This is a genomic window from Cytobacillus stercorigallinarum (assembly GCF_014836495.1).
In the GTDB taxonomy this organism is placed as follows: Bacteria; Bacillota; Bacilli; order Bacillales; family Cytobacillaceae; genus Cytobacillus; species Cytobacillus stercorigallinarum.
This window is the reverse complement of record NZ_JACSQT010000009.1, coordinates 34,226-58,756: the sequence shown is the minus strand read 5'-3', so window position 1 is coordinate 58,756 and position 24,531 is coordinate 34,226. Positions and strand designations below refer to the sequence as shown.

Sequence of the window (24,531 nt, the reverse complement as noted above, 5' to 3'; positions counted from 1 at the left end):
TAAACCCTCCTACATCTTTAATGTGATATTGGTTAGCTCCGAGTAGAAGTCAAAACTGTGAATGCCACCTTCTCGACCAATACCGCTATGTTTCATACCGCCAAAAGGGGTACGTAAATCTCTTAAGAACCAAGTGTTTACCCAGACGATGCCAGCTTCAATTTGGGCGCTTACTCTTGTCGCTCTTTTTATATTTGTTGTCCAAAGACTTGCACTTAACCCATAATGAGTGTCATTCACTTGTGCTAAAACCTCTTCTTCTGTATTAAATGGAATGACTGTAACGACAGGCCCAAAAATTTCCTCACGAACACAACGTGAGTCTTTTCCTAAGCCGGTAATAATGGTAGGGTTGATAAAATAACCTTTATCCAATCCTTCCGTTTTTGACCCGCCAATCTCAAATCGTCCGCCTTCTTGTTGAGCAATATCAAGGTAATTTAACACTTTTTCGTAATGTTCCTTACTAACTAATGCCCCTACAAATGTACTATCATCAAAAGGATCGCCAACTTTTAGTGTTTTTGTTTTTTCGACAAATCGGTTAACAAACTCATCATAAATCGGTCTTTCAACGTAGATTCTAGAGCCACATAAACATACTTCGCCTTGATTAATGAAACTGGAGCGAATGGTTGTTTCGATCACCTCATCTAAATCGGCATCAGCAAAAATAATATTCGGATTTTTGCCTCCGAGTTCAAAGGATAATTTTTTCAAAGTAGGAGCAGCTGCTTGCATAATAGTGCTACCGGTAATTGTTTCTCCAGTGAAGGCAATCGCGTCCACATCTGGATGAGAGGTGAGCGCAGCCCCTGTTTCTCCCATACCGTGTACAAGGTTTACAACACCATCAGGGACACCAGCTTGTTTACATATTTCAACTAAAATAGTTGCCGTCATTGGTGTCACTTCAGATGGTTTCATAACGACCGTGTTGCCTGCAGCTAAGGCCGGAGCCAATTTCCAAGTCATTAAAAACAATGGCAAGTTCCATGGGTTGATAAGACCGATGACACCTACTGGGCGGCGAATGGCATAGTGAATGGCAACATCATCTTGCTGAAATGCTTCTGTTCCTATAGAAGTCATATAGTCTGCGAAGAAATGAAAATTGTTGGCAGCGCGGTCAATATCGACTTTTTTTGATAACCAAAGGGGTTTGCCAGTATCAAGTGTTTCAAGTGTGGCTAGTTCCTCTTTTCTTTCTAGAATTATGTCACCGATTTTCCGAATGGTTTGCGAGCGTTCCTTTAGCGGCATCTTTCCCCATTCGCCTTTCAGTGCTAGACGAGCAGCCTGTACGGCTTGATTGATTTCCTCTTGACCACCAAGGGCAACTGAGCCAAGGTTTTCTTCTGTAGCAGGGTTTATATTGGCAAATGTTTCACGACTGGCAGATTGAAGATATTTACCATCGATAAAATGCGCACAATCTATTGAGGCTTTCGTTAATGTAGACATTTCTTTTCCCTCCATTTGCTAAATTTGAGTTCATTATAATGAAAGAAAAAAGAACAGCAAACCTTCTAGTTCTTCTATACGGAACAAATAGATTGATTTTTTAATATTTTTAGATAAATATTATAATAAAGGACAATTATAGTTCCTTTATATTAAACATGAGGAGGGGAAGAAGGGTGAAAACAAAGACGACATCACGACTTTCTTCTGTTCAAAATGCTTTAAGGATATTAAAAAGTTTTTCTACATATCAGCCCGTTCAGAAGGTAAGTGAATTAGCTGTAGAATTAGGTTTAGCGAAAAGCACAGTTAGTCGGTTGGTGGCAACGTTAGTAAGTGAAGGCTTTTTAATAAAAGATGATGATTCTAGAGGTTATCGCCTTGGTTTATCTGTATTGACGTTGGGGGGGATTGTAACAAATAATTTAGAAATCTATAAAGAAGCGGCACCGGTATTAAATAAGCTAGTGAATAATACCGGTGAAACTGCTCACTTAGCGATACTAGATGGAATAGATACTATCTACATTCATAAAGAGGAGTGCCATCATCCAGTAAGAATACTTACACATATTGGCCGTAAGAATCCATCTTATTGTACAAGTACGGGTAAGGTATTACTTGCATTTAATGATGATTATCTCGTTGAAGAAATAATTAAGCAAGGATTACGTAGTTTTACTTCTAACACCATTACAGATCCTATTCTCTTAAAAAGTGAGCTCGATCAAGTAAGAAAACAAAACTACGCTCTCAGTACAGAGGAATTAACAGAAGGAACAAAGTCGATTGCAGCGCCTATTCGTGATCATAGGGGGAAAGTCGTTTGTGCAGTAAATATTGTTGGTCCAATTCAAAGGATGAATGATTACCACATTCCTGAAATGGCGAAACGAGTCATTGAAGCCGGTAATGAAGCATCAAAGCGACTCGGATATGATGAACGCTATTTTAAAAAGCTCCGATTTTGATGGTAGAAGTCTTTAAGTGAATGGGCAGGGTACACGGTAGAATCTTGTTAGATTACTAAGGAAGTTCGGCATGATCGCATGAATTGTGAGACCAGAAGAAATGAGAGGAAGTCTGCTTCGCTTCTCCGATATAAAAGTTTTTTTCATATTCATCATCAAATGATTGAACCGTATGAAGAGTACGACCGTATATATAGTAATAAAAAGGGAGACAAAGATGACAAGCATGGTTAATTACTGGTTTTAATACGATGTCAGAGAGTGAGAAAGAAAAATATGATCAGGTCGCCTTATGTAGATTTATGAGCAAAATCATGTATGGTATTTGTTTAAATTGGCTATGAGTGATGTGATAACCATGTCATGGCTTTTTATCATAGGCATCGTCCAATTGTAGCCACACTGCTCTTTGCCCTTGTTTATGTAAACACAGGAGGTCGTTTTAAGAAATGAAACTTTTTTCCATTTAAAACGTAAAGATATTATTAGAACTTTTCCAAGGGGGATGGCGATGTTTCACGATATTAATGAGCGTTTAGCTATAGCGAAGGATAATCAAAGAAAGAAACAAAAATACGAAATGCATATAGAACGTCTGACAGAACACTTACGAGAAGAGGGTCTGAAGAAGGAACAATTACAAATTCAGTTAGAAAAAGAAAAAGAAGATGTGAAAAAACTAGAAGGATTTAGTTTAACAAATATTTTCTATACGATTACAGGACAGAAACTCGAGAAGTTAGATAAAGAACAACAAGAGGTATTGGCTGCCAAATTGAAATATACTGAAGCTATTGAAGCGATAGATGATATGAATGCAGAACTTATCGAATATAAAAGGAAGTGGCAAGAAGTAGCCGATGCAGATGTGCAATATAAGTCATTATTAAAAGAAAAAGAACGAATGATTCATTTTCATGATGAGATGGGAAGTAAGCGATTATTTGATTTGGCAAATGAAGAAGCGGAAGTGCACGCAAATTTAAAAGAGTTTGAAGAAGCGATTGAAGTGGGTGGTAGGACTGTAAGAGCATTTGATCAAGCTTTAGATTCACTCTCTTCGTCAAAAAGTTGGTCCACTTTTGATATGTTCGGAGGCGGAGCCCTTTCTACTGCGATGAAGCATAGCCATTTAGATCAAGCAAAATCAGCTATTCATAATGCCCAACGGTTGTTAAGACAGTTCCAAGAAGAGCTGTTGGATATCGACAATCACTTTTCCTCGGAACATGAGATTGGTAACCTGTTAACATTTGCTGATTATTTCTTTGACGGTATTATTGTTGATTGGGTCGTTCATGGAAAAATCAATGATAGCTATGACGAAACAGAGAAAACAAAAAGAAAAGTGCAGACCGTGCTTCATCAAATTAGAGGTGAAAAAGATGTCATGCAGGATAAACTACAAGAAATAGAGAAACAGCGTATGCAAATATTTGAGAGGTAGCATTCGTTAGCTAGTATTATCGGTCTCTTCTATTATGTTTTTGCACATATATGGCACTTGTTTGGTTGGCATATTGACCAACAATACTAGCGATACTTATGAATAAGCCTCCAACAAAAAAACCGACAAGATAATATCCGATAAAGAAGAGTACAAAAGAGGAAACAAGTGAGGCAATCATAATTAAGATAATAGCAATTTTGAATTTTTCTTTCATCCGTATTTCACTCCTTATGGCTATTAGGTAAAGAGTATAAAAATGAAGGTTGATACCAAACTAATAGGAAATCAATAGGAGAAAGGACAAGAGTGGATGATTTCCTTAGTTATTACAATAGGTCGACTACTTTCGGCAATATATCGAGCAATGAAGGAACCCGTATTTAAATCGCTATTAACTACGCTGCTATTTATTCTTCTTTCTGGTACGATGTTTTATCGACAAATAGAGGGATGGAGTTGGATCGACTCTTTTTATTATGCCTTTGTCAGTCTCATTCCTTCCAGTGTGAATACAGGGCTAGTGCCAGACACAACAATAAGTAAATGTTTTACCATTCTCTACTTAGTCGTAGGTGTAGGAGTTATGTTGATGCTATTAGTAACAATTGGACGAGCTGTCATCAAATTCGAAAAAAGGGAAGAACAAAAACGGTAGAAATAAGCATGGTGTACTTAGTTAGCTGTTGTAATCCCTTCCTGTTTCATTTCTTTCCACTCTTTATATATGTTGATGGAGGCAATGATGCTTGAAAACCAGAAGAGATAACCATCAAAAGAAAAGCCGATTTGCGATGTCCCCCCTAGAAAAGTAAATAGACTCATTAAAAAGATCATATAAAGAAAGGAAACGATTTGCCCTTTCAGACTGTATGCCTGTTTGTCCAGATAACCCTTCCCAATGAGGGTGCCAATTAACAAAAAGAGTAAGATGCCTTGTGGTATGGTCTCTGCTACGATACTTTTAGGAAAATAATCAGCAAAGAAAAGCACAGTGAATAATATTAGAATCAGACTATTTAATACAGTTATCCATTTCATTTCTTCATCCCTCAATATGAATTAAGACCAGGCTGGATTCCATACAACTTCCCAAAGGTGTCCATCCGGATCTTGAAAATATCCAGCATATCCGCCCCAGAAAGTCTCATGTGCATCCTTTGTAATCGTCGCACCTGCGTCTTTTGCACGCTGCATGATTGTATTTACTTCTTCCTTACTACTTACATTGTGACCAAGTGAACATTCTGTGGCACTAGCTGGTCCTTGCTGAATTTGAGCATCATGAGCCAAATCCTCGCGTTTCCACAACGCCATCTTCAAACCTGGTTGCAAATCAAAAAAAGCAACAGCACCATGTTCATATTCTGTACCAGCAATTCCGTCTGTCGGAAATCCAAGTCCATGATGATAAAAATAAACGGCCTTCTCTAAATCATCGACTCCTAGCGTAATCACGGTGATTTGCGGTTTCATGCGCATCACATCCTCTGTTAAAATAAAAGTAAGATTTTTCTTAATTGTACTAAAAATGGATGGAGGAAACAATAAAAGAAATACTTTTAATCTATTGGAAAAGAGGAAGCGAAAATGGATATATTTGTTGCAATTATAGTGTTTATCATAATCTTTTTTACGATTGAACGGGGATTGAATAAATTATTAGGTGTGAAACGTGTTCATTTAAGGGACACAGAGGGTAGTAAGGCGCATACATGGAGTAGATTTATTATTGTTATTCTCCTTTTTTGTTTTATTCCCTTGATGGTTCAACTAGATACGCTTTCATTAATTTGGTTCTGGATTATTTATCTCAGCTTAAGCATCGGTTCTCAAGCAATTCTCGAATGGAAGTATATTCAGTCAAAGCAGTATGTAACAACGATTGCGCTCTGGATATTCGGAGTTGGAAGTTTGTTTTGGATTCGGTATTATTTTGGGGGATAAATAAATTCATGCCAAAGCTGTGTAAAATTCATTAGAAACAAACCAAAGGTTAGCCATTTAAACAAAAACATTCGCTACCAACAAACAAGGAGAACTTGCAGATTAGTAGCGAACGAATCGTCTTTATATCACACCAATGACTACAGCAGTCAGAACGAGCACGATACTTAGTCCCCAAAGCCAGAAGAGTGAATAGCGTAAATGTTTACCCATCTCAAGGCCAGCAAGACCTAAGGCAAGCCAAACAGCTGGAGCCAGTGGACTGACAAAGGTACCAACAATATTACCAATAATCATAGCATAAGCCGTTGATAGAGAGGCGACTCCATACGTGGCTGCAATTTGATCAACTACTGGTAATAAAGCAAAGTAATACGCATCTGTACTCAACACTAGATCAAATGGAACACCAAATATACCAACGATAATATGGACAAATGGGCCAATAAAGGCAGGTAAAATACTAGCTACATCCTCAGCAATGGCTGTTAACATACCGGTTCCATTGAGGACACCTAAAAATAGACCTGCTGCTATGATAATAGATGCCATTGTCATAGCTCCTGGTGCATGTGCTTTAATTCTCGCCATTTGTTCATCGACTGTTCTAAAGTTGATGGGTAAGACGATACTGACCCCAATTAAAAAGGCTAGTCCTGCAGGGATAATACCAGAAACGAGTGTGCCAAGAACGAGTAGGGCTAATATTGCATTTACCCAAATGAGTTTTGGTCGAGCGAGGGGGTTAGCAGCTCCTTTTTCTGCTTCTTGCTCTCGAAAGTCTTCTGATACTTCAATAGCAGCAGCGGCTTCTAAAGAACCATACATTTTCGTGATTCGTTTCTTCTCTCTTACACCCATATAAATCGCCAGTACAAGCATTAATAAAAGGCCAATTAATTGGATTGGAATAAGGGGTTTCCATAGCTCCGTTACATCCATTTCTAACACTGACGCTGTTCTGCCTAAAGGCCCTGCCCAAGGAATCATATTAACAATACCAGCACTTCCGCCAATTAAAAGAAGCAATAAATATGGATTCATTTTTAGACGTTTATATAGAGGTAATAAGGCAGGGATAGTTAATAGAAAAGTTGATGCACCAGAGCCGTCTAAGTGAGCAACTGTTGCGACTAATACCGTTCCGACCGTGACAGCAATAATATTACCATTTGAAAAGGAAACTAGCTTATTAATTAATGGATCAAATAGGCCAACATCTTGTAATATACCAAAGAAAATAATTGCAAACATAAACATGACTGCGACGCTAATAACAGAACTTATACCGCTTTCAAAAAATCCCCCAACTTCAGCAAAACTATACCCTGCAAGCATAGCGCCGATAATTGGTGGGATCACCATCGCAACAATCGGACTGACTTTTCCACTAATCAGTAAAGCGACAATAATTATAATTGTAATAATACCTATTAAACTTAAACTCAATTTCTTCCTTCCCCCTCTTCGGTCATTCATAGATGAATGCGTTTTCAAATATCATAAAAATAAGATTAGTATGAAAATAACACGAGGAGGAAAAAGAAAGAATATTTTGTTCATAATCTGAATATTATTCTTTCTTCTCTATTTTGTTCATAAGTTTCATGAACAGATTACGTACTTTCTTTGTGGGCGACCGACACTACCATAAATGAGTCTCGTCTCTACACGATTCATAGATACGAGATATTCTAAATATCTACGAGAGGTTGAGCGACTTATACCAGTTTGCTCACTTAGTTCAACTGCTGTTAAACCTTCTTCTACGAACCCTTCAAATAAGTGTAAAATCTTTTCTAGCGTAATCGAGTCAATGCCTTTTGGGAGTATTTGCTCTTCTTCCGCATGGGTAGGGTTAATATGAAATACGTTTGTTAATTCATCTACTTGTTCTTGGTTTAATTGCTCATCTGCCCATAATTGCCTAAAACGCTCATAGCGACTTAAACTTTGAAGGAGTCTGTCCATACTAACGGGTTTCACTACATAATCAAATACCCCTGCTCTTAATGCGGTTTTAACGGAATGGGCTTGTTTTTCTGCACTAATTATAATGATATCAATAGATGTATAAAGGGATCGTATTTTCCAAAGTAATGACATACCCTCCACATCAGGAATATATATATCTAGAAAAATAACATCAATTTCATGAGCATTCTTTTCTAAATAAAGGAGTGCATCCGCAGCGCTGCGAGCAACCGCTTTAACGGAGAATTGATGATTTTGCTCAATATAGCTTTTGTTAATATCTGCAACTCTGAAATCATCTTCAATAATTAATACGCGGTATTTTTCCATCCTTACTCTTCTCCCTTCTTTGGTAAAATAATGACAAAACTTGTTCCGCTGTTTTCCCCACTTTCAACAAGAATCTCGCCGTCTACATCGTTAATCATTTTTTTAGAAATAGCTAAGCCTATCCCACGATAGTCGCCTTCTTTCATCGTAAATCCTTGATCAAAGATTTTCTCTAGCAACTTGTCTTCAATACCATTACCTGAATCTTGAACCTCGAAAACATAATCATTTCCGATATCTGTAAAATAAATGCTAACTTCGCGCATCCCATTTTTTTTGCCTTTTACGGCTTCCAAGGCATTTTCAATAATATTTCCGAAAGCGGTTAATATAGCATTCTGTCTTTCTATCGAAAATGAAATCATCATTCTACTTTCTTCTTGGATAGTCATCTCGATGCCCCACTCATTTGCCTGATTGTACTTACCTTGTAGTAATGCTTGCAATAGGGGGTCAGCAATCCTTTTCGTTAAGAAGTTTAAGCGCGTCATTTGCGTTTGATCTTCCTTACGTATAAAGGACATCGCTTTTTGCGTTTCATTATTTTGTAATAGTCCAAGAATGATGTGCATTTTGTTAGAAAATTCATGGGTAAATGCCCTTTGCGCATGAGCATATTGCTTAATTCGACTCAGTTCTTTGACTACGCCTTCTAGCTCTGTTTTTTTCCTAAAGGTACAAACGGCCCCGGACTGTTCTCCTTGAAGGGAGACACCGTTTAGAAGAATAATCGTATCACCTAATATCAATTCTTGATCACGAATACTTCCTGTTATTTGCAGGGGGATGGGTAATAACACACGAATATCGCGCCCTATAAATTCGCTTTCTTCGGCATCTGTTCCGATGATTTCTCTCGCATTTTTATTAACGGCAGTGATGTGTCCTAAATGATCAACAGCGATCATCCCTTCATGTGTGGACTGAAGAATCGCTTTATTTTGATAATATAATTGAGAAATCTGCTCCGGTTCCATATGAAATAGTATTCGTTTGATATAGTTAGTAATTAAAACGGCCCCAGCCACACCTAATAAAATGGCTATTACGAGTGCGATGAATAATGGTTTGCTTTTATCTTGAATGATTTCCTGAATATTGCCATTGAGAAAACCAACAGAAACGACACCAATGACTACGCCGTCCTTTTTAATCGGTACTTTACCCCGAATGGATAATCCCAATGTGCCCTCTTTTTTCGATTGATAAGATTCACCGTTCAAAATCGCCCGTTTATTATCGCCGCCAACCATTTTCTCCCCAATAAAGTCAGGATTAGGGTGAGAGTATCTAATGCCATCTCTATTGCCAACAACAATAAACTCAGCTCCTGATGCCTCTTGAATGGGTGTAACGATATCCTGAATAGTAGAAGCGGGATTACTCAGCTGAAAGGCATCCTGAATTTCAGGTATATTGGCTATTGTATGTGCTAAGCTTAACGCTTTTTGTCCTGTTTGTTCTTCTACCATATCGGAGAGGTAGCGAAATAAATAAATAGTAAAAATCAAAAATACAAGCAAAATGAGTAAGCTAATTAAAGCAATCATTTTTCCTTTTAAGCCAAAGTTTTTCCACTTCATCTGCTCCGCCCCTACTAAATTTGTAATAGTGAAAATAATGATAGTATAACATGAGATCGGCTGTACTTTAACAAATAGAAAGCGCCCGAAAATGGACCTCGGGGCGCCTTTTATTTATTATCAATTTCCTTCACAACATCTTCAAGCGTCACATGTAAAAGAACCTTTTCCATGGCCAGTTGCGCTGAGATAAAAATTGGTTCTATCGTCTGTTGAATATTTTTCCCAACAAAACAATCAGGGTTCGGGTGGTCATGGATACTGAATAATTCATTTTCCGATACGACTTCAACGGCTTGATAGACGTCAAGTAAAGTAATTTCTGCTAAGCCTTTTTTAAGTTTAGCGCCAGCCTTCCCAGGATGAACTTCAACGAGATCGGCTTTTTTCAGCATCCCGATAATTTTGCGAATGAGAGCTGGATTTGTATTAACACTACCTGCAATCGTTTCAGAGGTATTAATCTCTTTATTTAATTCAAGTAATGTTAATATATGAATTCCCACAGCAAATCGACTGCTTATGGTCATGTTTATCACCTTTCTTTAAAAGGAAGAATCATAGTGAATATATTATACCGTAATCGCAAGAAAAGGAAAAAGGTGAGAATTGACAAAAAAGATACCTGTAACTATAATAATTACATGTAATCAATTCAATTACAATACGGAGGTCTTTTATTATGAAAATTGGCATTATCGGTGCAAGTGGCAAAGCAGGTCAATTGATTTTAGAAGAAGCAGTAGCCAGAAAGCATGAAGTAACGGCAATCGTAAGAAATGCAGGAAAAATCAATAGTCAAGTAGCAGTTGTAGAAAAAAACATTTTCGATATACAATCTAATGACGTAAAAGAATACGATGTCATTGTGAATGCTTTTAAATCACCTCAAGGTCAAGAGCAACAACATGTGGAAGCAGGAAAAGTACTAATCGATGCGCTTAAGGGTCAGCACACGAGACTAATCGTTGTTAGTGGTGCAGGCAGTCTATATGTAGATGAAGAAACACGTTTATATGAAACAGCAGATTTTCCTAAAGCCTACTTACCAACGGCAACACAAATGGGGAAAGATTTAGCGCAACTACAAAACAGCCAAAACGTCACCTGGACATACATTAGCCCAGGTGCGTTCTTCGATGCAGATGGAAAACGAACTGGAAGCTATCAAAAAGGCAAAGACAAACTATTCGTCAACAATCAAGGAGATAGCTATATTAGCTATGCAGACTTTGCGATCGCTGTCCTTGATGAAGCTGAACAAGGCAAACATTTAAATGAACGCATTGCTGTCGTTGGCGACAGAGCATAAAGGTATCTGGAACAATTAATTTTTCCCCTTCTATTATAGATATAGAAGGGTTTTTATTTTCTAAGAGCAAATGGGGAAAACTTGAGAAAGTAATATCAACATAAGAGTGATGAACACCCGTTGGTAATTACGACAGATCTAGTGAAATATAGTTATGAGTTTTGTCGGGTGTATGCCCTTTCGCAGGTTCAGTATGACTAGTGGTGGGTATAAAAGCATCCATTGATTCCACAACTATTACGGAAACTTCCCACCAATATCATTGTTACCTTCAACGGGTAAGCATGCTTCAATATGATTTTTCTATTCTTGTTTTACTTACTGGCAGGATTCGACATGTTTCTACCGAATGTTTAACCTAGGTATTGAGACAAAGTGAGGAATGAGGAATCATGGAAATAATCATTCGAAAAGATACATTGCAACGCATACTAAAAGACGTGAGTAAGGCGCTAAAAAACAGCCAGTCTCCTATGAAAATAATCGTAGATCATCAGCAAGTGACATTTATTGCTGGGAATGAGGATGTGTTGATGGAAATAAGTATTTCCGCACAAATGGAAGATGGACTAACCATCAAGAGAACAGGATCAGTCATCATTTCCGCCAAATATTTTTTTGATATCATAAAGAAACTACCGTCAAACATACATATCTCCTTAAGTGAACAAGGTACGATCAACATTCAATCAGGAGAAATTCATACAAAAATATACTCATTAACAGATGTCCAGACATTGACGATCCCCGATGGATCAGTAGGAGCGAAACTGACTTTAGATGCAGTGCAACTTCTCACACTCATTAAACAAACGGTGTTTGCCGCAGCTGTCCAAGATAATCGTCCGGTCTTAACAGGTGTGCAAATTGTTGCTCGTAATGGTGAGCTTACCTTCATAAGTACCGATGCCCATCGTTATTCTATAAGTTCTGTGAACATCGAATCACCGTTAGAAATGGAGTTCATCGTTCCACACGACAGTCTACTTGAATGGTCGAAGCTTAATATACAAAAAGATGAGAAGGTGTCACTATGCTTATTAAACAGCTATCTCGTTTTAAAAAGGGATAAATGCCATTTTTATATTAGGCTGATTGAAGGCAGATATCCGGCAACCACTGATTTTATTCCGAAGCAAAACCTGACTTCGTTTTATGTCCATACGCCAACCTTTTTGCAAGGTGTTGAACGGGCAGCCCTTTTTTCAGATGCAAAGAAAAACCATCATATTAAATTGCGAATACAAGCAGGACGGTTGCAAATTTCGTCTCATGCTAAGCAGATCGGTATGATTGAAGAATGGCAGACGATTGAAAAATTAACGGGAGAAACTGAAGTAGAAGTATTTCTCGATAGTCACTTTTTATTAGATTATTTGCGTGTGGTCAAGGACGAGTATATTCGTTGTTTTTACAATGGATCGATGAAACCCGTTTTATTTGAATTGGTGAATGGATCGCGGTTTCAGCATCTGATCTCGCCAGTGAGGTCCTTTTAGATGATACAAATTGAACAGCTAAAAGAAGTAGTGAAAAAAGGACATTCCCTTCAAAGTAATGTATTCAAAGTCTTTGAAGTATCATTGTTTGTCTATATACAATCATAGTGTGAGGGTAGCACAAATGGCAGAGGAATTAGCAAGGAAATACAATGGTGAACCAGAAGCGGCTTATCAGGCAGGTTTACTACATGATATCAGTGGGATTATACCTAATCATCAGCGCATTGAGTTTGCTCGCTCTATAGGCATTCCTATCCTTCCTGAAGAATGCCTTTTTCCCATGATTATTCATCAAAAATTATCTAAATATATCGCTGACGAAGTGTTTATGGTGACTAATCCCAATGTATTAAGTGCGATTGAATGTCATACAACTCTGAAGTCAAGGGCAAGTTTGCTGGATTACCTTTTGTTTGTAGCAGACAAAATAGAATGGGATCAGAAGGGAGTGCCACCTTATATTAACAGTGTGTTCACTTCTTTCGACCAATCGCTAGAAAAGGCAGCGTTTGCTTATATTCACTACCTTATGTAACATAAAGACAAATTGAAGGTTGTGCATCCATGGTTAATCGCAGCATACGAAGAATTGAAAGAGAAGTAATAACTATTCACCCTTCAACAACCAAAACCCAATTAGAATGACTACAATGCCAAGGCCTGTCCGAAGTGTCGGTGTTTCTTTAAAAAAGAGATAGCCAATGACGAGGCTAACTAGAATCTCAATTCCTTTAGAGGCGATGAGGGAAAAGGTGAGATTATCGACATGTTTGGTTAAGAACTTTACACCATAGCCAATCATTAAACTGGCAGAAATAAATAAAGGAACAAGTTTAATATAGTACCAAAGTGTAGAAAGAAAAAAGGCATCGATGTGCTTCGTTTGATAAGCATAAATCCCGTTGATAATAAATAATCCACAAACCATCAATAGAATCGCTAAGAATATCATATGTTTTAGCTCCCTATATAAAAAGAATACTTTAGTTTGCTCGATTTTTATAAATTTATGTGTGTGAGTAAGGAGGAATGGCAATGCAGAAAGACAAAGTGAAATTACTCCTATTATTATTAGGAAGTGTGTTCATCATGGGTGCAGCAATGGTTATTATGCTCAAAGTATATAATCAACACGTCGAAAATGAACAGATTATTGAGCGATGTTATGAGGAATCAGGTGATCGAACATTGACGATAGAGAAGAATGGTGTATTTTCAAAAGTAACCTGCAAGTATCATTAGAGTAGGGATGGTGGAGACAATGTGGAAAAGAAAAATGCTCCAAACCAAAAGAGGCACGTTTGAGATCTTCCAAAAGGGAGTTGGAAAGCCTTTATGCGTAGCGCATCATTATGCCGTCTTTAACGAAACAGGGGACTATTTTGCTGATACATTCACTAATCGTTTTTGTGTAACGTTAGTAAACTTACGCGGGGTGGGAGAATCCGAGCAAGCACATGAACCATATGAATATAGTATGGTAGATAGCGTATTAGATATAGAAGCAATTAGAATAGCATTAGAATATGAAAAATGGATTTATGCCGGCCATTCAACAGGTGGAATGATTGGACTTCTTTATGCATTGCTTCATCAGCCTTCGTTAGAATCACTTGTTATTGTAGGGTCAGCAGCAAGAGATTACACGCAGTCCTCAGCATGCATCTATAATGAAAACCATCCAAAATTTGCTGTGATGCAACAGTATCAATTTGCATTAACTCAGCCAAATATAACTGCAACGAAAAAAGAAGAGTTAACAATGAAACGTACCCGGCTTTCTTTATTTGAACCAGAGAAATATACCCAATATTTCACAGATGGGATATCTAAAGGTATATCAGGAGAAAGGTTAAATTTTTTCAGTAGAGAAGCCGTTCTTTTTGATATAACAAGGAAATTAAAGCATATCAACATACCAACAAACATTTGTTGTGGACGTTATGATGTCCAGTGCCCGGTTGAGTATTCGAAGGAAATCCATCAAGAAATATCCCAATCACAGCTGTTCATTTTTGAAAAAAGCAATCATTATCCATTTTTAGAGGAGAAAGACTTATTCCAAAAAATAATCGAGCAAGCCTTGCACTAGTGACGATATATATCACTTTCTTCTGAAATATTCACACGAAAGCGAAAGAAAATGCCGCCAAGAAGGGTGATTACAACTACAGTCCAAGTAATTAAAAAGACGGTGCCAATTGTGGCAAAGTCAATTAGATAATCCGTTGTCCGAACTTGATACATAACAGAAAATAGTGGAAAAGAGACGGCACCGAAAAGTAAAATCAATAGACTTAATCGTGTCGCTGTTTTTCGATAGAGCTTAGAAAAGATCAGTAGAAAACTAACTAAAAGCAATACCAAAGTCATGATGCTAATAAACATAAAGATATTCAATTCGATTCACCTCTTTTAGAAATTGAAAGGGGGTGAATTGACATGGCCCCCCTCTTTTATTTATTTACCCTTGATTGTAAAAATAAACTTGTTTAATAAAGGCGCTTGAAACTATCGAAATGTTTGCTCCAATAAGGGTTATCTAAGCTGGTAATCATAACGCCACTTGATGAAGCGTGGATGAATTGATTATTACCGATATAAAACCCTAAGTGAGAAATACCCTTTTTATAAGTACCCTCAAAGAAAACAATATCACCCGGTACAGGGTCGTTCACATAATACGAACGACTAAAATAACCCTCGGCATTTGTTCTCGCAATATTTGATCCTGTTTGCTTCAGTACGTAATAGATAAATCCACTACAGTCAAACCCACTTGGCGTTGATCCGCCCCAAACATAGCGCGTATTTAAGTGCTTCTTCGCCTCACTAATGATGGCAGCAGCATTTCCAGAAATATTGTCATTTGTCGGATTTGTCGGCTTCTTCTCTGTATCCTTACCAGCATTGTTACTCGTTACATATAATTTCTTTCCGGCAAAAATCAAATCGCTACTTAGCTGATTCCATTTTTTTAAATTGCTAACAGTCGTGTTTGTCTTTTTAGCAATGCCACTTAGTGTGTCTCCAGGCTGAATAATATATGTATCCTTCTTGGAATTGGAATTCCCGCTACTACCATTTGAACCGCTTGATGGGGAAGAAGAATTTCCTGAATTACTAGAGGATGAACCATTCACTTTAAACACTTGTCCTGGGAAAATGAGATCGCCTTTTAAATTATTGAGATCCACTAATGCTTTGACAGTCATATTATGTTGGCGTGCAATTTTAGATAATGTATCTCCTGACACCACTTTATATGTACCTGAACTAGACTGATTAGAAGAACTATTCTCTTTTGCAGGTGTTGAATTTTCACTAGAAACAATGAGCTTTTGATTAATTTGTAAGAAGTCAGAGTGTAAATCATTCCATTTTTTAAGCTGAGAAACAGATGTATTATATTTCTTAGCTATATCCCATAATGTATCTCCTTGTTTTACAGTATGAGTTGAGTCAGCGGATGCTTGAGCGGCAAAAGCAGAGGAAACGACAGCAATCGTAGCCATCGACACCATATGTTTTTTCACGTCTAGTAATCTCTCCTTTACTCCAAGATTTCGTCAATTCTATCATAATATCGTCTATAGAATTATATTTTTTACAACCTTTTACAAAATAAGATGAAAAACTATCATTTTCGAGGACTTTCGACTTGGTTCTTGGTACATGCGACATAATATGACAACTTACGATAAAGTTCTTGTCGAGGAAAAATGTCGATTAACATCGAAAAAGCCGGCAAATGTCAAATGATGTGGAAAAATGGGGGTAAATTAGGCGGAAGGATATATTTAAATGTTTTCATACAAGATTATTTACAAAAACGGAAATTTTTTGATAATTTAATATTGATTTGCATTCGAGATTTTAGTATAATATTCCTAAGAAATACTAGGAGGATAGTTTGGTTTGGATGCAGAAAGCCCTATTAATCTACTAGATTTATTATTGAAGGCACACGAAAATGGAATGAGTCAAGGGGATGTAGATGTCGAGAAATATGTCGAACAATTGGCAATAGACCTTAAACACTTACTAAGCCCACATCGTTCCTTTTAAAAAGAAAAAAGCACCTTCTGGCGGGAAAGTGCTTTTGCTCAAACCTTATTAATGTTGGGTAGGTAGTGGTGCACCATGTTGAGTCGGTAGTGGTTCAGCACCGTGTTGAGTCGGTAGTGGTTCAGCACCATGTTGAGTTGGTAGTGGTTCAGCGCCGTGTTGAGTTGGTAGTGGTGAAGATCCATGTTGAGTTGGAAGCGGCTCAGCACCGTGCTGAGTAGGAAGTGGTTCAGCTCCATGTTGGGTCGGTAGCGGTTCAGCGCCAACAAATCCTCCGAAAGCAACTAGTGATAGGGCAACAACTGATGCAGAAACGAATTTTTTCATTTTCCTTTCTCCCTTCATTATAGAAATATCTTACAATACAAATATTAACACTTTTCTAATAACTTTTCTAGCTCTATTCCTACTAATTTGGCAAATTTTTCATCATTTTGTAGTAAAAAGATAGATTTTGCCCGATTAATATACTCCGTCCCTATATCTATCTCACCAATTTTGATGTAACTTTCGCCTGATTGATAGTAAAACTCTCCAAACAAATAGAGAATCTCATTATTAATGCAATAATTAATTCCTAAATTACTATATTTCAACGAAGACTCATAATTATTCCTTGCTGCTAATGTTTGCGATAGCCCATACAAAATCCGTAATTTTACTTTCGGATCCAATATATGAGGGAGCGAATCTAAATTATCTAACGCCTCTTCAAACATATTAGATGCAAATATGAAGTCCTTTTCTTCAAGCTTAATAATCGCTAAGCTCGTAAGAATTTCAATTTCGTTCTCTGTTAGTCTACTTCTATCAGGGTTCGTTAAATCGATCGCTTGATAAAGAAGTTTTACCGCATCGTCCACATTTTGATGTAAATAATACTCACAAATCCCCTCATGCCAAAGCATAAATTGCATAGAAATCCTCTGCTTAAACAAAGGGTTATCCCTTTCTTGTTCAATAATCTCATAAATCGCTTTATAATCACGTTCACGCTTATATTTTTTGATTAATAGAAAGACTGCCGTTACATAATTGAAGGTACTTGATGATGCATAGTCAATGAAATGGCTGACTTCTACATTTAACCGTTCAGCAAAATCATATAACTGATCTAATGTTGGATACTTCTTGCCTTTTTCATATTCGATGATTTCTTCTGACGAACAAATTCCTTGTGCTAAATCCTCAATTGATAGTTTTTTAAATTGACGAAGATCGCTGAGAATTTCTCCAAAACTTACTGGTGCAAGGCTCATAATCATACCTCCTTTTCCTTTTATAATAAGTAAATTTTGTATATTTATCAATCATTTTAAATATTCAGATATAGGTAAAAATCAGTGTTTTTACGTTTTTTTTCATTACGTATGAAATTAAATTGAGGTGGATAAACTGTTAGTCGGGTAAGAATACCAAAAAAAGGTCAATAAATCGACATTATTTCCTAGCTTTTTTTTGTTATAATACTTTCAGTAAGAAAATGGTGTAAAAAACCTATTGAACCATTATATCTTGCAAATATAAAAAGAATAGGTGAAGAAAATGGAAGAAAAGAATAACTATCGTGTATTGTTATATTACATGTACGTACCAATTGAAAACGGAGAAGAGTTCGCTATTGAACACAAAGCATTTTGTAACGAACTCGGATTAAAAGGCCGTATTTTAATTGCAGATGAAGGAATTAACGGTACTTGTTCAGGTACTGTAGAGCAAACCGACCGCTACATGGAGCATATGAAAGCAGACCCACGTTTTGCTGATATGATTTTCAAAATCGATGAAGCAGAGGAACATGCGTTTCCAAAAATGAAAGTACGTTATCGTCCTGAACTAGTTACCCTTCGTTTAGAAGATGATGTTAATCCAAATCAATTAACAGGTAAATATTTAAGCGCTCAAGAATTTTATGAAAGCTTAAATGATGAAAATACAGTTGTTTTAGACGCAAGAAATGATTATGAATATGACCTAGGTCACTTCCGTGGTGCCATTCGCCCAGATATCACAAACTTCCGTGATCTCCCTCAGTGGGTAAGAGACAATAAAGAAATGTTAGGCGAGAAGAAAATTGTCACATATTGTACTGGTGGTATTCGTTGTGAAAAATTCTCTGGCTGGTTACTTAAAGAAGGCTTTGAGGATGTTGGACAACTTCATGGTGGCATCGTCACATACGGAAAAGATCCAGAAGTTCAAGGCGAACTATGGGATGGTCAATTATATGTATTCGATGAAAGAATCGCAGTACCCGTCAACCGCAAAGAACATGTAGTTGTAGGGAAGGATTACTACTCTGGAGAGCCATGTGAACGTTACGTCAACTGTGCCAACCCAGAATGTAACAAAAAAATCCTTTGTTCTGAGGAAAACGAACACAAACATTTACGTAGCTGTTCCGAAGAATGTCGCTCACACCCACGCAACCGCTATATCGCAGAGCACGGGTTAACTGAAGAAGAAGTAAAAGAGAGATTATCTGTCTTAGCATAAATAATGGAACCCCCGCAGGCTTTGGCTTGTGGGGGTTTTTGTGTTTTGTTGATGAATTGGTGATGGTGTGAGGTGGAGCATGTGGAAATTATGTTGGGGAATGGTCGTGGTAATTATGTGGGGAAGCTTTGTCTATTTGAAAGTAAAGCACAGAGCATGTAGGGTGGGAAATAGGGAGGAGCGGGGGAATACTCGTATATAAAAAGGTTCGGAATGAGCTAGAGGTGTGGGCAAACAGGGGGATGCCCAAACAAGAAGGTTCGGAGTGGTCCAGATGTGTGGGCAACAAGGGGATGCCCGCACAAGCAGGTCCGAAATGACAAAGAAGAGTGATCAAACGCGGAATACCCGTACAAGAAGCTCCAGAATGTTTAAGAAGAGTGTGCAAACCCCGGAATGCCCACAAAAGAAGGTCTGGAAAGAGCCAGAAGAGTGGGCAAATATGGAATGCCCACACAAGCAGGTCTGGAATGATTAAGAAGAGTGTGCAAACCCCGAATGCCCACAAAAGAAGGTCTGGAAAGAGCCAGAAGAGTGGGCAAATGTGAAATGTCCGCACAAGCAGGTCTGGAATGATTAAGAAGAGTGTGCAAACCCCGGAATGCCCACACAAGCAGGTCCGAAATGACAAAGAAGAGTGATCAAACGCGGAATACCCCCACAAGAAGCTCCAGAATGTTTAAGAAGAGTGTGCAAACCCCGGAATGCCCGCACAAGCAGGTCCAGAATAATCCAGAAGAGTGTGCAAACGTGAAATACCCCCACAAGAAGCTCCAGAATGCCCAAGAAGAGTAATCAACCACGAAACACCCTCCCCACAAGAAGGTCCAAAAAAACCAAGAAGTGTGAGCAAAAATAAATCACCCCAAATAAGGGGTGAAAGTAAATCAATAGTAAACATCACTCATATTTTTTATTTAAACTCTATATAATGAATGGATTTTCCCACCCCTTTTCTTTCAAAGTGATTATGGAGTATTTTGATTATGGCATTTGGACTAACCTCCCCACCAATCCAGTCATAAATATTAGCTGTAGTTACCTTACGTTCCGGGAAGAGTGTCATATAATCTTTAATATTGCTTAAGACAATATCGTTGACTGTAGCAGAGTGATGACATTGCATGCAGGAGAATGTCCTTTTATGTTTCCTTTTCATTTTCCCGCCACATTGCCCGCAAAATAGCCCTTTAGTCATTTGATCATAGTGATACACAGGTTTATGGAGCAAGTGGAGATCGCTTTTGTGATGAGATAAGAAGGTATCAATGATTTTCGTGTGCATCCGTTGAGGTGCAAAGGTTTGTTGTTTGAGATTATCCATAAATTCGGGGATTTGTCCTGGGAAAATGACATGTTCATGGTGAGTGGCGCCGTAGAGGACAAAGGTAGGGTGGACAAAAATAAGGTAATAATCAAAGGGGATATGGAGTTGGTGCTTTTTTAAGAATTGATGTAATAAAGGTTCTGCACGTTTGATTTGATTGAGTGGATTCTTGATTTCTTTATTGGATGGACTATACCATTTTTCGTCATCTGCTGAGAAATTTCCTTGGAAGTTCTTAATTTCAAATAGGATTAATTTGTGTTGGAGGATACATAGTGCGTCGATTTGAATAGTGGATTGGCTGACTTCTAATAGGAGATCGTACAAAATCGGTATGTCATCAGGTAGTTCATTTAAATGAGAGGCCCAATCCTTCTCCCCGTTATAACCTTTTAGCAATGATTGTAGATAGTACTCGGACTCGGGAGGTAATTTGGTTCGCGCATATATGGCAAGATAATAACGGAGGGTTTTTGAAAACTCGAGTGGTTTATAAATAGTCAAAAACATCATCCTTTCTTTTCCAAAATTATAACCGATTAGCGTGCCACTGTCATTCTTTTTCACCAGTAATTCTATTCCTTCATATGTTATACAAGGACATGCGTAGATAGGAGTGAAAACGATGGTTTCGGTTTCAACTTTTGCAGAGCTACAGACGGCAATTAGTAATCAAGAGGATATTATTACGATTACGAATAGTTTTGATCTTGAAACAACTTTATCAATTAACTACACAGTGGAGATAATTGGGGAAAATACGTCTATCAGACTGACCAGACGAACAGGGTTTACAGGATACCTTTTTAATGTTGCTACAACTGGAAATCTACTTTTACAAAGTTTAATTATAGACGGTAACAAACAAAATACTGTAGCCTCTTCGATTGTTTTTTGTACAGGTACAGGTATCGTAACGGTTAACGATTCAACCATGCAAAATTCTTCTGTGCCAAGGGGTGGCGCTTTCTATCTAACTGGATCTGCTATTGGTAATTTAAACAATTCAATCATTTATAATTGTGATGCATCAGAGTTTGGTGGAGGTATATATATTGCTTCAAATGCACATGCGAATATCACCGATTCAATGTTAGTGCAGAATGTTTCTGCTAGCTTTGGTGGAGCAATTTTTGTGAACCAAGGCAGTGCCACCATTAATGGGTCAGTTATCTCCAATAATATCGCCACGGTTGGTGGGGGCGTTTATTTTAATACGGGTACAAGTTTCACTATTGCTGATACGGATATTATCGGGAATCAATCAATAGAACCAAATGATACGAGGGGGGCAGGAGGAGTCTTAATCAACCCAGACGTTATTGGAAGCTTCACGAGAGGTAGCGTCGCAAACAATACTGGCTTAAAAAATGGGGGCGGGTTGTATATTAATCAGCGATCTCAAATCGTCTTTAACGATGTTTTACTAACTGGAAATTCGACATCAGGTAATGGTGGAGCGCTTTTTGCTAACATTAATAGTGTAATTAATATAGTTAACTGTGAAGTGGCGGACAATATTGCCAATAATGGAGCAGGTTTATTTATCAATTCAAATGCAACCATTACTTTATCTCTTTGCCAAATTTTCTCCAATCAAGCCAACCTTAACGGTGGTGGGGTATACTTTAATAATGAAACAAGTACGATATTCGATGAATGCACGATATTCGAAAATATTGCTGCTAATGGTGGAGGCGTGTTTGTCAATTTAAATGCGCAGCTTCAAATTATTGAGAGTATCATAAGAAATAATCGGGTGACTGAAAGTGGCGGCGGTGTGTATGTTAATGATGTTACAGAGGTCGTTCTCACTAATATTCAAGTAACAGATAACTATGCTGGTGAAACAGGTGGAGGCATATTTACGAATACAAATAGTCAAACGAGTATAACGGAAACTTTAATTGAACGTAATGAAGCGGCCTTAGTTGGCGGAGGTATTTTTAATTCAGGCGAAATATCATTTGTAGGTAGTAATAGTGTCGGGGATATTGGTGTGAATACGGCTGAAACTGCACCAGGTATATATAATAGTGGCATTTTACTTATGCAAGATCAGCTTGGGGATGCGAATGGGCTTTACATTGTTGGTCGAAGTAACGTTGCCTACATTACCGCACCGCTTGTACAAGGGACTGTTGTTCAATTAGATTTAACCAATTATGTTACACCAAATGAAGCTGGTACACCAATCGTGGTTGCTGAATCGACCGCAACTTATCCGATCTTAGCACAATCAGATGCGGATAAATTTATTAAGCCGACGACAGAGTTTGAGGATTGGGTGATTCGTTTAAGCGACGACAATACGCAGGTCCTGTTGGTCAGATTACCTGATTATACGATTACTTATCAAAATATATTGAGTACGGAGAATCCAAATCCGCAAACGTATACAGCATCAGATCTGCCAATTATTTTAAATCCGCCAGGGCCAGTAAGTGGATACCAATTTGTGAATTGGTATAATACTGCTGGGCAGGTGGTAACGGTTATTCCAGCAGGAACAACAGGGGATCTTATTCTCTATGCAAGATGGGCTCCGGCATAATCCATCTGTTGTTCGATTGAAACAACATCGTGCCAGTGCTAAAATAAATAATCGCTAAAATGAGACGAAACAGGAGATAGAATACAAGATGTATCATGCAGAAACGTGGAATGAGAAAATTAAGCTATTTTTGCAAGTACTATGGCCGATTATGGTGACACAAATAGGGCTATATGCAATGAATTTAACGGATACGATGATGTCAGGCCGTGTTGGAACGGATGATTTGGCTGGAGTGGCAATTGGGTCCAATATATGGATGCCGGTATTTACAGGAATCAATGGGATTATGCTTGCTGTAACCCCAATTGTGTCGCATTTACTAGGGCAAGGCAAAAAGGAGAAAATATCCTATAGTGTGACACAGGCGTTATACTTAGCGGCTATCATTGCAGTTGTTATACTTTTAATCGGTATATTTTTCTTAGAGCCCATCTTAAGTTTAATGGGGTTGGCTCCAAATGTTGAATATATTGCTTTTCATTATTTACTTGGATTATCTATCGGGATTGTGCCGTTATTTTTATACAATGTGCTAAGGAATTTCTTTGATGCACAAGGCTTCACACAAATCACAATGATCATTACCATTTTAGCGGTACCCGTAAATATATTCTTGAACTACTGCTTAGTATTTGGCCACTTTGGTTTTCCAAGGCTCGGAGGAATTGGTGCGGGTTATACAACAGGCTTTACGTATTGGCTCATTCTAATCATTAGTCTATTGCTTAGTTTTAAAATCGAAAAGATTAGAAACTACCAAATTGGAAAAGTGTGGTTTAAACCATCAATAAAAGCGTGGAAGGAACAATTATCTATTGGCATTCCCATAGGATTAACCATTTTCTTCGAATCTAGTATTTTTGCAGTTGTGACCCTTTTAGTTGGTATGATGTTTTCAACGATTACAGTAGCAGCCAACCAAGTGGCGTTTAGTTTTACTTCCTTATTATTTATGATTCCCCTTAGTCTATCAATGGCGATGACAATTATGATTGGGTACTCGGTTGGAGGAAGACGCTTAGACAACGCAAAAAAATACAGTTTGCTTGGTGTTTTAGGTGGAATGGCATTTATGGGCTTTGCTTCAATCTTCTTGTTGTTCTTCAAAGAACAAATTGCCGCCATCTATACAAATGACCCAGAAGTGATTTTACTTGCGGCTAACTTTTTCGTTATTGCTATTTTTTATCAAATTTCAGATGCTGCCCAAGCGGGACTACAAGGTGTCTTACGTGGCTATAAAGATGTGAAAATACCATTTATCATCGCTTTTATTTCCTATTGGGTAATCGGCATTCCAGTTGGTTATAGTTTAGCTGCCTTTACGAAGCTTGAGGCATATGGTTTTTGGATCGGTATTTCCGTAGGGCTAACCGCAGCGGCTATCGGTTTCTTCATTCGTTTGAAAATTATTCATCATAAAGAAAAGGAAAAACAAGCAGTAGCACCCGAGCTGTTATAAAGGCTCGGTTTTTTTGTTCATAAAATGTTCCCATGAAACCATTGTTCTATATATGGTATGAAATGGGCCATAGTGTTAAAATGGTTGATGA

28 protein-coding genes are annotated in these 24,531 nt (G+C 37.8%); 14 read left to right on the top strand and 14 right to left on the bottom strand.

Going from position 1 to position 24,531, the window contains the following annotated elements; translation table 11 throughout:
• Positions 1–9: 9 nt before the first annotated feature.
• Positions 10–1,464: an aldehyde dehydrogenase gene (locus H9655_RS16680; RefSeq protein WP_404826109.1), complete on the bottom strand. Its 1,455-nt coding sequence runs from the start codon at positions 1,462–1,464 to the stop codon at positions 10–12.
• A 176-nt stretch (positions 1,465–1,640) separates the two neighbouring features.
• On the opposite strand from H9655_RS16680, the gene H9655_RS16675 reads away from it, so the two are divergent.
• The 3 genes from H9655_RS16675 (at position 1,641) to H9655_RS16665 (ending at position 3,882) form a co-directional block, all read left to right on the top strand.
• Positions 1,641–2,435 (top strand): IclR family transcriptional regulator, encoded by a 795-nt coding sequence (locus tag H9655_RS16675; RefSeq protein WP_318245508.1) that lies wholly within the window; start codon positions 1,641–1,643, stop codon positions 2,433–2,435.
• A gap of 233 nt (positions 2,436–2,668) precedes the next feature.
• Entirely contained in the window at positions 2,669–2,779 is a 111-nt protein-coding gene (locus H9655_RS22940; protein ID WP_404826110.1) for a DUF3784 domain-containing protein, read from the top strand.
• A gap of 167 nt (positions 2,780–2,946) precedes the next feature.
• The gene (locus H9655_RS16665) at positions 2,947–3,882 is read left to right on the top strand and encodes a hypothetical protein (RefSeq protein WP_191816124.1); all 936 of its coding nucleotides are present in this window, start codon (positions 2,947–2,949) and stop codon (positions 3,880–3,882) included.
• Positions 3,883–3,898: 16 nt separating this feature from the next.
• Here H9655_RS16665 and H9655_RS16660 read toward each other — a convergent pair whose 3' ends face one another.
• On the bottom strand, positions 3,899–4,099 hold the full coding sequence (locus H9655_RS16660) for a hypothetical protein (RefSeq protein ID WP_191816122.1): 201 nt from the start codon (positions 4,097–4,099) through the stop codon (positions 3,899–3,901).
• A gap of 96 nt (positions 4,100–4,195) precedes the next feature.
• Between H9655_RS16660 and H9655_RS16655 the strand changes: the two genes are divergently transcribed.
• On the top strand, positions 4,196–4,540 hold the full coding sequence (locus tag H9655_RS16655; RefSeq protein ID WP_191816120.1) for a potassium channel family protein: 345 nt from the start codon (positions 4,196–4,198) through the stop codon (positions 4,538–4,540).
• 17 nt (positions 4,541–4,557) lie between these two features.
• Here the strand turns inward: H9655_RS16655 and H9655_RS16650 are convergent, their stop codons facing one another.
• Both H9655_RS16650 and H9655_RS16645 read right to left on the bottom strand, forming a co-directional pair.
• A complete protein-coding gene (locus H9655_RS16650) occupies positions 4,558–4,923 on the bottom strand; it encodes a hypothetical protein (protein ID WP_191816118.1) in 366 nt (121 codons plus the stop codon).
• Between the two features lie 21 nt (positions 4,924–4,944).
• Positions 4,945–5,358, bottom strand: a complete 414-nt coding sequence (locus H9655_RS16645; protein WP_191816116.1) for a VOC family protein — start codon at positions 5,356–5,358, stop codon at positions 4,945–4,947.
• 114 nt (positions 5,359–5,472) lie between these two features.
• Between H9655_RS16645 and H9655_RS16640 the strand changes: the two genes are divergently transcribed.
• Positions 5,473–5,829, top strand: a complete 357-nt coding sequence (locus H9655_RS16640) for a DUF4181 domain-containing protein (protein WP_191816114.1) — start codon at positions 5,473–5,475, stop codon at positions 5,827–5,829.
• A 123-nt stretch (positions 5,830–5,952) separates the two neighbouring features.
• Here the strand turns inward: H9655_RS16640 and H9655_RS16635 are convergent, their stop codons facing one another.
• The 4 genes from H9655_RS16635 to H9655_RS16620 form a co-directional block, all read right to left on the bottom strand.
• Positions 5,953–7,278, bottom strand: coding sequence for a CitMHS family transporter (locus tag H9655_RS16635; protein WP_225230704.1), 1,326 nt, complete (start codon positions 7,276–7,278; stop codon positions 5,953–5,955).
• A 156-nt stretch (positions 7,279–7,434) separates the two neighbouring features.
• Complete coding sequence (locus tag H9655_RS16630) at positions 7,435–8,133, bottom strand: response regulator (RefSeq protein WP_225230703.1); 699 nt, start codon at positions 8,131–8,133, stop codon at positions 7,435–7,437.
• Between the two features lie 2 nt (positions 8,134–8,135).
• A complete protein-coding gene (locus H9655_RS16625; RefSeq protein WP_191816110.1) occupies positions 8,136–9,716 on the bottom strand; it encodes an ATP-binding protein in 1,581 nt (526 codons plus the stop codon).
• A 110-nt stretch (positions 9,717–9,826) separates the two neighbouring features.
• A complete protein-coding gene (locus H9655_RS16620; RefSeq protein ID WP_191816108.1) occupies positions 9,827–10,246 on the bottom strand; it encodes an Rrf2 family transcriptional regulator in 420 nt (139 codons plus the stop codon).
• A gap of 152 nt (positions 10,247–10,398) precedes the next feature.
• On the opposite strand from H9655_RS16620, the gene H9655_RS16615 reads away from it, so the two are divergent.
• The 3 genes from H9655_RS16615 to yqeK all read left to right on the top strand — a co-directional run bounded on the left by H9655_RS16615 (position 10,399) and on the right by yqeK (position 13,065).
• Positions 10,399–11,028, top strand: a complete 630-nt coding sequence (locus H9655_RS16615; RefSeq protein ID WP_191816106.1) for an NAD(P)-dependent oxidoreductase — start codon at positions 10,399–10,401, stop codon at positions 11,026–11,028.
• 392 nt (positions 11,029–11,420) lie between these two features.
• On the top strand, positions 11,421–12,527 hold the full coding sequence (gene dnaN, locus H9655_RS16610; RefSeq protein ID WP_191816104.1) for a DNA polymerase III subunit beta: 1,107 nt from the start codon (positions 11,421–11,423) through the stop codon (positions 12,525–12,527).
• 58 nt (positions 12,528–12,585) lie between these two features.
• The gene (yqeK, locus tag H9655_RS16605) at positions 12,586–13,065 is read left to right on the top strand and encodes a bis(5'-nucleosyl)-tetraphosphatase (symmetrical) YqeK (RefSeq protein ID WP_191816102.1); all 480 of its coding nucleotides are present in this window, start codon (positions 12,586–12,588) and stop codon (positions 13,063–13,065) included.
• A 72-nt stretch (positions 13,066–13,137) separates the two neighbouring features.
• Here yqeK and H9655_RS16600 read toward each other — a convergent pair whose 3' ends face one another.
• On the bottom strand, positions 13,138–13,482 hold the full coding sequence (locus H9655_RS16600; protein ID WP_191816100.1) for a hypothetical protein: 345 nt from the start codon (positions 13,480–13,482) through the stop codon (positions 13,138–13,140).
• 83 nt (positions 13,483–13,565) lie between these two features.
• Here H9655_RS16600 and H9655_RS16595 point away from each other — a divergent pair, with 83 nt between their 5' ends.
• Both H9655_RS16595 and H9655_RS16590 read left to right on the top strand, forming a co-directional pair.
• Positions 13,566–13,772, top strand: coding sequence for a hypothetical protein (locus H9655_RS16595; protein ID WP_191816098.1), 207 nt, complete (start codon positions 13,566–13,568; stop codon positions 13,770–13,772).
• Positions 13,773–13,791: 19 nt separating this feature from the next.
• On the top strand, positions 13,792–14,622 hold the full coding sequence (locus H9655_RS16590) for an alpha/beta fold hydrolase (RefSeq protein ID WP_191816095.1): 831 nt from the start codon (positions 13,792–13,794) through the stop codon (positions 14,620–14,622).
• On the opposite strand, the gene H9655_RS16585 is transcribed toward H9655_RS16590, so the two are convergent.
• Both H9655_RS16585 and H9655_RS16580 read right to left on the bottom strand, forming a co-directional pair.
• The gene (locus H9655_RS16585) at positions 14,619–14,930 is read right to left on the bottom strand and encodes a hypothetical protein (protein WP_191816093.1); all 312 of its coding nucleotides are present in this window, start codon (positions 14,928–14,930) and stop codon (positions 14,619–14,621) included. The two genes, H9655_RS16590 and H9655_RS16585, sit on opposite strands and share 4 nt — an antisense overlap.
• A 92-nt stretch (positions 14,931–15,022) precedes the next feature.
• Positions 15,023–16,066: a C40 family peptidase gene (locus tag H9655_RS16580; protein ID WP_191816091.1), complete on the bottom strand. Its 1,044-nt coding sequence runs from the start codon at positions 16,064–16,066 to the stop codon at positions 15,023–15,025.
• A 382-nt stretch (positions 16,067–16,448) separates the two neighbouring features.
• On the opposite strand from H9655_RS16580, the gene H9655_RS16575 reads away from it, so the two are divergent.
• Positions 16,449–16,598: a hypothetical protein gene (locus tag H9655_RS16575; RefSeq protein WP_191816089.1), complete on the top strand. Its 150-nt coding sequence runs from the start codon at positions 16,449–16,451 to the stop codon at positions 16,596–16,598.
• Between the two features lie 48 nt (positions 16,599–16,646).
• Here the strand turns inward: H9655_RS16575 and H9655_RS16570 are convergent, their stop codons facing one another.
• Together H9655_RS16570 and H9655_RS16565 are read right to left on the bottom strand one after the other, a co-directional pair.
• Positions 16,647–16,925: a hypothetical protein gene (locus tag H9655_RS16570; protein ID WP_191816087.1), complete on the bottom strand. Its 279-nt coding sequence runs from the start codon at positions 16,923–16,925 to the stop codon at positions 16,647–16,649.
• Positions 16,926–16,969: 44 nt separating this feature from the next.
• Positions 16,970–17,857, bottom strand: coding sequence for a helix-turn-helix domain-containing protein (locus H9655_RS16565; protein ID WP_191816085.1), 888 nt, complete (start codon positions 17,855–17,857; stop codon positions 16,970–16,972).
• A 286-nt stretch (positions 17,858–18,143) separates the two neighbouring features.
• Between H9655_RS16565 and trhO the strand changes: the two genes are divergently transcribed.
• On the top strand, positions 18,144–19,094 hold the full coding sequence (gene trhO / locus H9655_RS16560; protein WP_191816082.1) for an oxygen-dependent tRNA uridine(34) hydroxylase TrhO: 951 nt from the start codon (positions 18,144–18,146) through the stop codon (positions 19,092–19,094).
• A gap of 913 nt (positions 19,095–20,007) precedes the next feature.
• On the opposite strand, the gene H9655_RS16555 is transcribed toward trhO, so the two are convergent.
• Complete coding sequence (locus tag H9655_RS16555; RefSeq protein ID WP_191816080.1) at positions 20,008–20,925, bottom strand: nuclease-related domain-containing protein; 918 nt, start codon at positions 20,923–20,925, stop codon at positions 20,008–20,010.
• A gap of 121 nt (positions 20,926–21,046) precedes the next feature.
• On the opposite strand from H9655_RS16555, the gene H9655_RS16550 reads away from it, so the two are divergent.
• Positions 21,047–22,975, top strand: a complete 1,929-nt coding sequence (locus tag H9655_RS16550) for an InlB B-repeat-containing protein (RefSeq protein ID WP_191816078.1) — start codon at positions 21,047–21,049, stop codon at positions 22,973–22,975.
• Positions 22,976–23,063: 88 nt separating this feature from the next.
• Complete coding sequence (locus tag H9655_RS16545) at positions 23,064–24,440, top strand: MATE family efflux transporter (protein WP_191816076.1); 1,377 nt, start codon at positions 23,064–23,066, stop codon at positions 24,438–24,440.
• The last annotated feature ends 91 nt before the right edge of the window (positions 24,441–24,531 follow it).

Coding starts and splice junctions, on each gene's coding strand:
- H9655_RS16630 (WP_225230703.1), bottom strand. CDS start 8,133: ATGGAAAAATACCGCGTATTAATTATTGAAGATGATTTCAGAGTTGCA.
- H9655_RS16640 (WP_191816114.1), top strand. CDS start 5,473: ATGGATATATTTGTTGCAATTATAGTGTTTATCATAATCTTTTTTACG.
- H9655_RS16615 (WP_191816106.1), top strand. CDS start 10,399: ATGAAAATTGGCATTATCGGTGCAAGTGGCAAAGCAGGTCAATTGATT.
- H9655_RS16665 (WP_191816124.1), top strand. CDS start 2,947: ATGTTTCACGATATTAATGAGCGTTTAGCTATAGCGAAGGATAATCAA.
- trhO (WP_191816082.1), top strand. CDS start 18,144: ATGGAAGAAAAGAATAACTATCGTGTATTGTTATATTACATGTACGTA.
- H9655_RS16590 (WP_191816095.1), top strand. CDS start 13,792: ATGTGGAAAAGAAAAATGCTCCAAACCAAAAGAGGCACGTTTGAGATC.
- dnaN (WP_191816104.1), top strand. CDS start 11,421: ATGGAAATAATCATTCGAAAAGATACATTGCAACGCATACTAAAAGAC.
- H9655_RS16595 (WP_191816098.1), top strand. CDS start 13,566: ATGCAGAAAGACAAAGTGAAATTACTCCTATTATTATTAGGAAGTGTG.
- H9655_RS16645 (WP_191816116.1), bottom strand. CDS start 5,358: ATGAAACCGCAAATCACCGTGATTACGCTAGGAGTCGATGATTTAGAG.
- H9655_RS16655 (WP_191816120.1), top strand. CDS start 4,196: ATGATTTCCTTAGTTATTACAATAGGTCGACTACTTTCGGCAATATAT.
- H9655_RS16660 (WP_191816122.1), bottom strand. CDS start 4,099: ATGAAAGAAAAATTCAAAATTGCTATTATCTTAATTATGATTGCCTCA.
- H9655_RS16680 (WP_404826109.1), bottom strand. CDS start 1,464: ATGTCTACATTAACGAAAGCCTCAATAGATTGTGCGCATTTTATCGAT.
- H9655_RS16600 (WP_191816100.1), bottom strand. CDS start 13,482: ATGATATTCTTAGCGATTCTATTGATGGTTTGTGGATTATTTATTATC.
- yqeK (WP_191816102.1), top strand. CDS start 12,586: ATGTATTCAAAGTCTTTGAAGTATCATTGTTTGTCTATATACAATCAT.
- H9655_RS16545 (WP_191816076.1), top strand. CDS start 23,064: ATGTATCATGCAGAAACGTGGAATGAGAAAATTAAGCTATTTTTGCAA.
- H9655_RS16620 (WP_191816108.1), bottom strand. CDS start 10,246: ATGACCATAAGCAGTCGATTTGCTGTGGGAATTCATATATTAACATTA.
- H9655_RS16570 (WP_191816087.1), bottom strand. CDS start 16,925: ATGAAAAAATTCGTTTCTGCATCAGTTGTTGCCCTATCACTAGTTGCT.
- H9655_RS16625 (WP_191816110.1), bottom strand. CDS start 9,716: ATGAAGTGGAAAAACTTTGGCTTAAAAGGAAAAATGATTGCTTTAATT.
- H9655_RS16550 (WP_191816078.1), top strand. CDS start 21,047: ATGGTTTCGGTTTCAACTTTTGCAGAGCTACAGACGGCAATTAGTAAT.
- H9655_RS16650 (WP_191816118.1), bottom strand. CDS start 4,923: ATGAAATGGATAACTGTATTAAATAGTCTGATTCTAATATTATTCACT.
- H9655_RS16565 (WP_191816085.1), bottom strand. CDS start 17,857: ATGAGCCTTGCACCAGTAAGTTTTGGAGAAATTCTCAGCGATCTTCGT.